Origin of the sequence: Candidatus Angelobacter sp. (assembly GCA_035607015.1) — a bacterium.
GTDB lineage: Bacteria > Verrucomicrobiota > Verrucomicrobiia > Limisphaerales > AV2 > AV2.
On sequence record DATNDF010000459.1, the window covers coordinates 1 to 10,795 of the forward strand.

Below are 10,795 nucleotides of genomic sequence, written 5' to 3' on the forward strand. Positions count from 1 at the left end.
CTCATTTCCTGGGGATCCTGCCGGCGCTGGCATTTGCATCGAACTGGCAAGCGGCCGGTTATTTGACCGCGTTCGGTGCGGGGACAGTGGTGGCGATGCTGCTGTTTTCGTCGATCGTCGGGCTTTTGGCGGCGCGCTTTGCCGTGGGGAGCGCCCGGGCTTATCGCGGATTGATGTACGTTTGTTCGGGTACGGCGGTCGCGGTGGGCGTCGCTTGGCTGGTGGTTTGAAGCGGCGATGAGCGGCGCGCGACGTATGCCGGGGTCTCGACGAAGTGATCGGATGAGTGGTTTTCCCCGGAGAAATCCCGACGGCCGCGAAAGGCCAAGGGCTTCGCCCGCGACAAACGATCGGAAATCGCGTGCCTGATCAGAACCAGAAACTTGGCCCACCAGTTGTCCGCACCACCATGTATTGCAGTTGATTCGTTGTCCCGAATTTTCTCCACTCGTTGTGTCCGTCCAAAAACAACAGATTGCCGCCAGCGGGCATTTTGCCGTCCAAATGCGAGGTCGAGTGCCCCTTGAATCCGCCGTCCACGCTCGTGAAATTCTTTCCGGCCGGACTCCGGTTTGGATTGTTGGAGATGACAACGTCTGCGAACAATACCCGTTCTGTTGCAGTCGGGCTGTATTGCACGCCTCCAACCATGAATGATTTGATGGAGCTTAACGAGTCATTGATGTTCGTCGCCAGCAGCCGGGGAGTTTCCGGGAAAGTCGGGGTGTAGCCGACGACGCGAAAACCAGAACCACCAACGACTGCAAAGTTCCACAGGGTGTCGTTGTCCTGCTTCGAAAAGCCCGGGTCATAGAGAATGTGACGCTGCGCCCCGTTTTGTGTGAGCAGTCCGGTGACACGCGTTGGCATGTCCCAGGGCCAGTTTCCCGCGGTGTCTCCCTGGCTGACCAACCTGCCGCCGTACGTCATTATCGGTAGCTTGTCATTGTAGTCGCTTCCATACATGATCGCGGCCAGGGAAAGTTGTCTCAAATTGCTGGAGCACGCCGTGACCTTGGTCCTCCATTTCGCGCGAGCCAAGGCGGGCAACAGCAGGCTGGCGAGAATGGCGATGATGGCGATGACGACCAGCAGTTCGATCAGGGTGAAGGCATTCCCTTTTGAGAATCGCGGTGTTTGACGGTTCGCAAGATCGTTGGTCATACGGAACAAGTTGTTCGCCGGGCTTTTTCTGAAGCGCCAACCGAAATATCGGGGCAAGGCGCTCATTCCTGGGTGGCGATGTCGCAGTCTAACTTCCCCATCCCGCAACGCCATGAGATTTCGCGTTTTATTATTTAGCTTTTTGCGGGGCGCTTTGAGCGGTCCAGGGACGGTTCCTGAGCCTGTACTGACTGGGTGGCGTGCCGACTTCGCGCCGAAATGCCACGCTGAGATATTCCACGTGGGGAAAGCCCGCGCGTTCGGCGATCTGTTCCAACGGCAGGTCTGTCTCGACGAGCAACTGTTTCACTCGGTTGAGTCTGACTCGCAGGATCTCTTCGTGCGGGGTCCGGCCAAGGAGCCTTTTGAAGCGGCTTTCAAGGAGCGTGCGTGAATGCGGCACTGCCTTGAGCACGTCCCTGACTTTGATGCCATCGCAGGCATGCTGCCGGATGAAGTGGACCGCCCGCGCGACGTTGCGATCGTCGATGGCCAGCACGTCGGTGGACTGGCGTGTCGCGATTCCCAGGGGGGTGATCAAGTGGGTTTCGCCCCGTGCCTTCTGACCCGACATCAATTCATCCAGCAGCTTCGCCGCTTCGTAACCGGTGCGGTTCGTATTCGGCATGACGCTGGACAACGGCGGGTCGGACAGTTCGCACAGGAGGTCGTCGTTATCCACTCCGATGACAGCCGCGTCGTCCGGGACTGCGACGCCGACGCGCCGGCACGCATCGAGCACCTGTTGACCGCGAAAATCGTAGCAGGCCATGACCCCCACCGGTTTGGGAAGGTCCTTGATCCACCGGGCCAGATGGTCCACCTGCTGCTCGTCTTCCAGGGAAAAATCTTTCGGCGGGCGATAGACAAAGCACTCCCGGCCTGCTGCGCGGATGCAATTCTGAAAGTGCTCGCATCGCCAGTTCGACCAGTTGAAGCGTTCATCTCCGGCATAGGCAAAGTACTTGAAACCGCGCTCCAACAAATGGTCTGCGGCAAGGTGGGCAATGGCGCCGTCGTCGGTTTCAAACCACGGCAGCGCGGGAATCAAGCGCGCGGCACTGACATCCACGACGGGGATGGTAATCCGTCGAAGCGCCTCGGCGATGGCGGCATTCTCGATCCGCGCGATGATACCGTGTCCGCCCCAATGAGCGAGCCACCGTGGCGGTTTGTCTCCGCGGTTATGTTCCGACAGGTAAAGCGACCAGGGCCGGTGTTCGCGGATGTAGGCCACGATCCCCCGCAACAGGCCGCGGGCATACGCGTTGGACGTTTCGACCAACAACGCCACTTTCACCGGGTCTTTCACGGCCTGGTGATGCGTTTGCCGGACACAATACGATTCCGCGTTTCCAACGGAGGCAATGACGACGCAATCATTCTTCGCGGGCTGCGCAACGTGCTGATGAACTCCAGACTACTGCGAATACGGGCCCGCCCGCAAGCGTCTCGCTAAAAATCAAAAGAAAAATACGCGGAAGCTCATGGCACGGACCGCGGTCCGCAATTCAAGCTGCCGCAGTCCATCGGCTCGCGCATGCTTCGCGATCACCGAAGCCGGGTGTGCCGCACGATGTCCGGCGACGCGGTGCAACGAGGCAGTTCTGTGCGGACAACCAGGCTGCGACCGGGGTATTTTTGAAACATGAAGAAAAAGTCGCTCGCTTCAATCGGCGCACCTCTCTCTTGCGTATTGTCCCTGATCTGTTGTCTGGCCGCCGGAGCGGCAGAAGCGGTTCATGAAGCATCAGTGCGCGTGCTTTTCCTCGGTGACGACGGACATCACCATCCGGCAGAGCGGTTCAAACAGTTGCAACCCGTGCTGGCAAGGCGCGGCATTGAACTGGACTACACCGATTCGCTCGATGATTTGAATCCGGCGAAGCTCGCGGGATATGACGGTCTGCTCATCTACGCAAACTGGACGAAGATCTCACCAGAGCAGGAAAAGGCGCTGCTGGATTTCGTCGGGGCGGGCGGCGGTTTCGTGCCAATTCATTGCGCATCCTATTGCTTCCTCAATTCGCCGAAATACATCGAACTGGTCGGCGCTCAATTCAAAAGCCATGAAACGGGTGTGTTCAAGGAAACGATCGTCAACCCGGAACACCCGGTCATGAAGGGACTTTCGCCCATCGAGAGCTGGGATGAAACCTACGTTCACGAAAAGCACAACACCAACCGCGTCGTTCTCGCCGAGCGCCGCGACGCCAGGGGCGCGGAGCCGTACACCTGGGTGCGCGACCATGGCAAAGGCCGCGTCTTTTACACGGCCTGGGGACATGACGAACGCACCTGGTCCAACGCGGGATTTCAGGCGCTCATCGAGAACGGCATTCGCTGGGCCACGGCGAATTCGCCGTCGCGGCTCAAACCCCGCGCCGGTCTCAAGCCGTTTGAATATACCGAGGCTCCGGCCCCGCTGCCCAATTACACTCCAAATGCCCAGTGGGGCACGCAGGGCGAACCGATTCGCACGATGCAAAAACCGCTCAGCCCCGAAGAGTCAATGAGGCACCTGGTCACGTTTCCGGAGTTCGATGTGAAACTCTTCGCGGCGGAACCGGAGATCGCCAAGCCCATCTGGATGACCTGGGATGAACGCGGGCGGCTGTGGATTGCGGAGACATTCGATTATCCCAACAACATGCAACCGCCGGGTCAGGGGCACGACGAAATCGTGATCTGCGAGGACACGAATGGTGATGGCAGGGCGGACAAGTTTACCGTGTTCGTGGACGAGTTGAGTGTGCCGACCAGCTTTACTTTCGCCAATGGCGGCATTGTCGTGGTGCACTCCGGAAAGACGGAGTTTTTCAAGGATACTGACGGCGACGACAAAGCGGACGTGCGGCAGGTGTTGTTTACCGGCTGGGGCACGGGCGATACCCATGCCGGCCCGAGCAATCTTCGTTACGGTTTTGACAACTGGATCTGGGGCACGGTTGGTTACTCGGGTTTCCGAGGTACGGTTGGCGGAAAGGAGATTCGATTTGGACAGGGCATTTACCGATTCAAGCCCGATGGCTCGAAGCTGGAGTTCATTCGTTCGAGCAACAACAACACCTGGGGGCTCGGCTTCACCGAGGACAACATCATCATCGGTTCCACCGCCAATGGCAACGCAAGCATGTATATGCCGATCCCGAACCGCTATTACGAGGCGGTCAACGGCTGGTCAGCCAGTCGGTTGGAAACGATCGCCGACAGCCAGCGATTTTATCCGGTCACCGACAAAGTCCGGCAGGTGGACTGGCACGGCAAATACACCGCTGGCGCCGGCAGCGCGATTTACACCGCGCGCAATTTTCCCAAGGAATACTGGAACCGCGCGCAGTTTGTCACCGAACCGACCGGCCATTTGCTGGGCCGGTTCTTCCTCGAACCGCGCGGCGCCGATTTCGTCGCGCACAACGCGCGCAATTTTGCCGCCAGCGACGATGAATGGACCTCGCCCATCTGTGCCGAGGTTGGCCCCGATGGCGCACTCTGGATGATTGACTGGTACAATTATGTTATCCAGCACAATCCGACACCGCGCGGTTTCAAGACCGGCAAAGGCGGCGCCTACGATACGCCTTTGCGCGACAAAACACATGGCCGCATCTACCGCATCGCGTACGACCGGGCGAAACCCGTTCCCCCGATGCGCCTGGACAAAGCGACGCCGCAGCAACTCGTTGCCACTTTGAAGAACGACAACATGCTCTGGCGGATGACGGCGCAACGGCTGCTGGTTGTGCGCGGAGACAGAAGCGTCGTTCCGGCCCTGTGCGCGCTGGTCAGCGACAATGGCGTGGATGAAATCGGCCTGAACCCCGCGGCTGTTCACGCGCTTTGGACTCTCGCAGGGCTCGGCACGCTGGATGGCTCGAACGCGCAAGCGACGGAAGCCGCGGTGAAGGCCCTGCAACATCCGTCTGCCGGCGTGCGCCGCGCGGCGTTGATGGTGCTGCCCCGCAATGAGAATTCCCTGAACGCGATCCTGAGGGGGAAGTTGCTGGACGATCCGGATCCGCAGGTGCGGATGGCGGCGTTGCTGGCGGTGTCCGAGACACCTGCTTCAGATGAGGTGGCCGCGGCGACCTTCGCGATGCTTCGGGAGCCCCGCAACGCGAATGATCGCTGGATTCCAGACGCCGCGACCTGCGCCGCCGCGCGCAACGACGCCGGATTTCTTAAGGTGGTGTTGTCCAACTACAAGCCTGTCGCGTCGGCAGCTGCGAACGAGCCGAGGGCGAATTTGATACTGAACGGATCGTTTGAAGAACTGGCGGACGGCCGTCCGAAAGGCTGGAGACCGGTCACGCATGGCGGGCGGGGAAATTTTGCCGTTGGTGAAATGGGGCGCACCGGCAGTCGCAGCGCAAAGATCTCTTCCGAACAGGGTGGAGATGTGAGTTGGGCCGCGCAGGTAAACCTCAAACCGCGCACTGATTACCGCCTCACCGCCTGGATCAAAACCGAAAACGTGCGCAAGATCGGCGGCGCACACGGCGCGATGCTCAACATCCACGAAATGCAGGATCCGGTGCATGGCGCCACCAAAGCGCTGACCGGCGACAACGACTGGACGCGCGTCGAGCTTGACTTTAATTCCGGCGAACTGACGCAGGCGACCGTCAACTGCCTGTTCGGCGGCTGGGGCCGCGCGACAGGTACCGCCTGGTTCGACGACGTTGAACTTATTCCGGCGCCCGGTTCGGAGCTTGCGGGGGAAGTGGGACGGGTTGTCCGGGTGGTGACGACGCACTACGCGCAACGTGGTCCGGTGGAAAGCATCATCCCGATGCTTGCCGCGCTGAAAGGCGCTTCGCCCTCCATTGCGGTGCCCATCCTCGACGGTCTGGTTTCCGGCTGGCCGCAGGGTACGGCGCCCGCGCTGGGCGACAACGAAAAGAAAACCCTCACGGATCTGATGCAGGCCCTGCCGGAATCGGTCCGCGACCGTTTGCTCGCGCTCGCCCAGCGCTGGGGGCGCGCGGACATTTTCGGCGGGAGCATCGCTGCCTTCATCGATTCACTGAGCAAACAGGTCGCCGATCCGATGGTCGCGGACGATAAACGGATTGCCTCCGCCAGACGGTTGCTCGGCCTGGATGACAAACCCGATGCCGTCGGACTGGTGCTCAAGCAGGTGAATTTGTTGACGCCACCAGGGCTGGGGGCCGGTCTGGTGGGCGCGCTCACCGAAAGTCGTGGCCGTGCGACGGGGCGCGAATTGACCGCGCACTGGGCGCAACTGACGCCGGCGGTCCGGCGCGCGGCCATCGCCACGTTGATGCGCCGCGCCGAATGGGCGGACGCGTTGCTGGACGCGATTGAAAAAGGAAACATCGGACGGACCGACCTGGCGGCCGAGGCATGGTCACAATTGAAATCGAATCCCAACCGCGAGATCGCCCGGCGCGCGGAAAGGCTGTCCGCCATCGGCGGGACGGTTTCCGCCGACCGGCAGGAGATCGTTAAGAAATTGCTGCCGCTCGCGAAGGAAAAGGGCGAGCCGGCGCGCGGCAAGGAGGTTTTCACCGCGAACTGCGCGGTTTGTCACACATTCGACGGCCAGGGCGGCAAGGTGGGTCCGGACCTGACCGGCATTGGCGCGCGTGACCGGTCGGAAGTGTTGATCGATATTCTGGATCCCAACCGTTCGGTGGAAGCCAATTACCGGCTCTGGAACGTCACTACCAAGGAGGGCGAGACCTTCTCCGGCCGGCTGGAGACCGAGACGCAGACCTCCGTGGAAGTTCTCGACACCACCGGACAAAAGCACGCCATACAACGGAGAAATATCGCGACGTTGGAAGGCACGCAGGTTTCGATCATGCCCACCGGATTCGAGGCCCTGCCGCCAGACGACTTGAAATCATTGCTGACGTATTTGACCCAACCCTCGCACTGACTCGGGCAGTCAGTATCGGAGTCACTCGCGGAATTCGAGGTCAAGTCGGGACTGTTCGTCGAGATTGCTGTCAACAAGACGCGCGTGGTACAGGGGCTCGCAGACTGGCTTGACGCTGTACACGCTTGTTCAAGTGAGTGCGGGCGGTTCATTGGTAGCTTTTCCCTCTGCTTTTCTAAGATACCCGAACGCAGTGGCCGAAAGGAAAAATGCAGCGCCAAAAAACGCCAGATGAGCCATGAGAATACCGAGAAGCAGACAAAACGCTGCTGCGCCGAATAACTTAAACGCGCAATCCTTGACGGCCAGGCGATTCGATAGCGTAACTGAACCTTTTGCGGCACCCGGTTTAGAAAGCGCTTTGAGGAATAATATGCTCCGAAGATTAAGAGGGATGGATATTGCGGTCGCGACGACCCATCCGCCGGCAAAAAATGCGAAAAAAGGACCACCGAAAAATGAAGCGTATGCGAAGATAGCAGCACTGAGTAAAACCTGAACAAGTATAAGCCGTAACGATTGTGTTCTGATTGGTACAGGGGAGCCGCCAGAAATGAAGAAACCTTGAGCGCGTGAAAGCGCACTACTTTTTCGCGATAGAACGTGTGCTGAAGCGAAAATGATGAGCCAGATAATCGCGATTACCCAGGGTGCAAGTGGGATCGTGCTGGCGTCCAGTTCACTGAAGTATGTTTGCATGAGTGAAACGCCGGACCCGAACGGATATCAGGCGTGCATCTCGCGGGCGATCCGTTCCATGACCGAAACGATATTCTGGACGCAACGGATTGTCGAGTGCAGGCTTGCCAGGTTTATGAACGTCGAACACGAGCCGGCAGAAGCTGCGAGCATCTCCCAAGGACGATCTTTCCGCGTAGAAGCGCCCTCCGTATTGAAGCGGCGCTCTTTTGGTTTTGCCACGGCGGTGTTGACGTTGATGCTGGTCAGCGTCGCGACCGCAACCTCGGCCGATTCGTTTCCGGTCGCGATTCACGTTGACGCGGCGAAGTCGAAAGGCGAGCTGAAACCCATCTGGCGGTTCTTCGGAGCTGATGAGCCGAATTACGCCTGCATGAAAAACGGCAGGAAACTGATCGCCGAACTCGGCGAGCTGCGGCCAAAGCAGGTTTATTTCCGCGCGCATAATCTTTTGACCTCCGGTGATGGCACGGCCGCGTTGAAATGGGGTTCCACCGGCGCGTACCGCGAGGACACACCAGGCCATCCCATTTATGACTGGACGATTCTTGACCGCATCTTCGACACGTATTTGGAAAACGGCGTGCGGCCTTATGTGGAGATTGGTTTCATGCCGCGAGACCTGTCGGTGAAACCCGAGCCGTATCAGCACCACTGGAATCCCCAGCTCGGATACAACGAAATCTTCACTGGCTGGGCTAATCCGCCGAGGGACTATCGCAAGTGGGCCGAACTGGTCTTCGAGTGGGCGAAGCATTGCATCGGGAAATACGGTCGCGCCGAGGTGGAATCCTGGTATTGGGAAGTGTGGAACGAGGCCAACATCGGTTACTGGCGCGGCACGCCGGAGGAATTCCGCAAACTCCACGACTACGCGATTGACGCGGTGCGGCGCGCGCTGCCGACCGCAAGAGTTGGCGGCGCGGATACTGCCGGGAGCGGTGGCAAATTCACCCGCGATTTTCTCGAACATTGCCTGCGCGGCACCAACTACGCGACCGGCAAGATCGGCACTCCGCTCGATTTTGTTTCCTTTCACGCCAAGGGATCGCCGACCACGACCAACGGCCACGTGCGGATGGGAATCGCGAATCAACTGCGCACGATTGACGACGGTTTCCGGATCATCGGGTCCTTTCCAGAGCTAGAGCGCACGCCCGTGGTCATCGGCGAATGCGATCCCGAAGGCTGCGCTGCCTGCCAGGGGCCGTCACTGGCCTATCGAAACGGCACGATGTATTCCAGCTACACCGCTGCAAGCTTTGCGCGCATTTATGATCTGGCCGACCGGCGCGGCGTGAACATCGAAGGTGCGCTGACCTGGGCGTTTGAGTTCGAGGATCAGCCGTATTTCGCCGGCTTCCGTTCGCTGGCAAGCAACGGAATCGACAAACCTGTGCTCAACACCTTCCGCATGTTTGCCCGGATGAGCGGCCGGCGGCTTGACGTGGAAAGCGACGGCGCCGTGCCGTTGGACGAAATCCTGCGAGGCGGCGTCCGGGCAAAAACGGATGTGTCGGCGCTGGTGACTCTCGATCAACGCAAACTCTGCGTGCTCGTCTGGCATTACCACGACGATGACGTGCCGGGACCGGAAGCAGACGTCGAGTTGACGCTGGACAATCTTCCGGTGACGAATGGCGGGGCGCGGCTGGAACACTTCCGCATTGATGAAGACCACAGCAACGCATTCACGGCGTGGAGGCGGATCGGTTCACCACAAAAGCCGACTCCTGAGCAATACGCGCTCTTCGAAAAAGCCGGGCGGCTGGCCACGTTGGCGGGGCCGGAAAATGTTCACGTGTCCGAAGGCAGGGCGACGTTGAGGTTCCAACTGCCTCGCCGGGCAGTCTCGCTGCTCCAACTGAACTGGTGACGGGCCGCGTTCCACAGACCAAACGGCCAACGTCACGGCCGGGCGACAGGGGCAAACCACGAGGCGTTTCGCACATTGAAATTCACCCGCCGATTTTCACGTCACTGGCCGGCTGTAATGAAAAGCGGTTTGAGGTGCCGCTCGTATAAATTTTCGGTCACGTTGCGGGAGATTGTTGATTCGCATTCTGCCACCAGCTTCAAATACCGGCTGCCCATTCTGGCCGCGACTTTGTAGCCGACATGCAGCAACTGGCGCAAATGCGGGTTGAACGCGGGACACTTCGGGTCGTGCCGCAGCGCGTTGACGAACTGCGCGGAACTCCAGCCTTGCACGGTTTGCGGAGATGGCAGTTCCTTCGCGTTAATGTCGATGACCGCCGCGTACGGCGCGCAGAGTTCATCCAGGTGCGCGAAGGCGTCGGCGTATATCTCCTTGGCAAGCGCCAGGCCATCGCCGCCGGCTTCCGCCAGACCGATGATCTCCTCGAGCCAGGTCGTGCCCGCCGTCTTCACATGCACGCCGGCGTTGAGCCGCCGCACCGCGCGGCGGATGGGCGCGTAGATGGAAAACTTGTCGCTGCCCGAATGAACACTCAATTTCAAGTTCGCGGGCAGGCCGTAGCGCTCGACCGCAAAGGCGACGACCGCGAGATCCGCATTGAACTCCCGTTCGAATTGCGCGAGGTCGCCGGCGTAATCCACGCCCTTGTTGAATCGCCCGGTGAACTTCGGCGCGATGGTCTGGATGGGAATGTCTTCGTCGGCGATGGCGGCCAGAATCACCAGCAGTTCGGGCGGCGTCTGCGGGCTGTCGGTCTCATCCATCGAGATCTCGGTGATGAAGTCCGGTCCCTTGGCCTGGTTGATGTGACGGTAAATGCGGCCCGCCTCCTGAACCGCATAAAGAAACCTGTTCGCGACGCGTTCGATCCCGGCGCGGGAGATTTCGAGCGGTTGCTCGACGCAGGGGATTTGCGTTTTGCCAGCGAGTTCACTGTGACGGCTGATAAAGGCTTTCACTGTCCCGTCGTCGGCGGGCCGGCCGATGAAATCCGCCACGTCAATCGTGAAAAAGTCCGAGCACGGAATGAACCGGTCCACGGTTTCAAGCCGGATATGGTCGGCGTCCACGTGAAACGGTTTCGTCCA

The 10,795-nt window shown here is 59.8% G+C and carries 7 protein-coding genes; 3 read left to right on the forward strand and 4 right to left on the reverse strand.

Annotated features, from left to right (window positions below):
* Positions 1 to 230 (forward strand): High-affinity nickel transporter (locus VN887_18450; GenBank protein ID HXT41996.1); only part of this gene is annotated, 230 nt, incomplete at its 5' end.
* A 139-nt stretch (positions 231 to 369) separates the two neighbouring features.
* Here the strand turns inward: VN887_18450 and VN887_18455 are convergent.
* Together VN887_18455 and VN887_18460 are read right to left on the reverse strand one after the other, a co-directional pair.
* Positions 370 to 1,164, reverse strand: coding sequence for a type II secretion system protein (locus VN887_18455; protein HXT41997.1), 795 nt, complete (start codon positions 1,162 to 1,164; stop codon positions 370 to 372).
* A gap of 130 nt (positions 1,165 to 1,294) precedes the next feature.
* Positions 1,295 to 2,476: a DNA-binding transcriptional regulator gene (locus VN887_18460; protein HXT41998.1), complete on the reverse strand. Its 1,182-nt coding sequence runs from the start codon at positions 2,474 to 2,476 to the stop codon at positions 1,295 to 1,297.
* A 336-nt stretch (positions 2,477 to 2,812) separates the two neighbouring features.
* On the opposite strand from VN887_18460, the gene VN887_18465 reads away from it, so the two are divergent.
* On the forward strand, positions 2,813 to 7,069 hold the full coding sequence (locus VN887_18465) for a PVC-type heme-binding CxxCH protein (GenBank protein ID HXT41999.1): 4,257 nt from the start codon (positions 2,813 to 2,815) through the stop codon (positions 7,067 to 7,069).
* A 129-nt stretch (positions 7,070 to 7,198) separates the two neighbouring features.
* On the opposite strand, the gene VN887_18470 is transcribed toward VN887_18465, so the two are convergent.
* Entirely contained in the window at positions 7,199 to 7,768 is a 570-nt protein-coding gene (locus VN887_18470; GenBank protein ID HXT42000.1) for a hypothetical protein, read from the reverse strand.
* Between VN887_18470 and VN887_18475 the strand changes: the two genes are divergently transcribed.
* On the forward strand, positions 7,767 to 9,644 hold the full coding sequence (locus VN887_18475) for a beta-xylosidase (GenBank protein HXT42001.1): 1,878 nt from the start codon (positions 7,767 to 7,769) through the stop codon (positions 9,642 to 9,644). The genes VN887_18470 and VN887_18475 overlap by 2 nt on opposite strands.
* Positions 9,645 to 9,745: 101 nt before the next feature.
* On the opposite strand, the gene VN887_18480 is transcribed toward VN887_18475, so the two are convergent.
* Positions 9,746 to 10,795 (reverse strand): tagaturonate epimerase family protein (locus tag VN887_18480; GenBank protein ID HXT42002.1); only part of this gene is annotated, 1,050 nt, incomplete at its 5' end.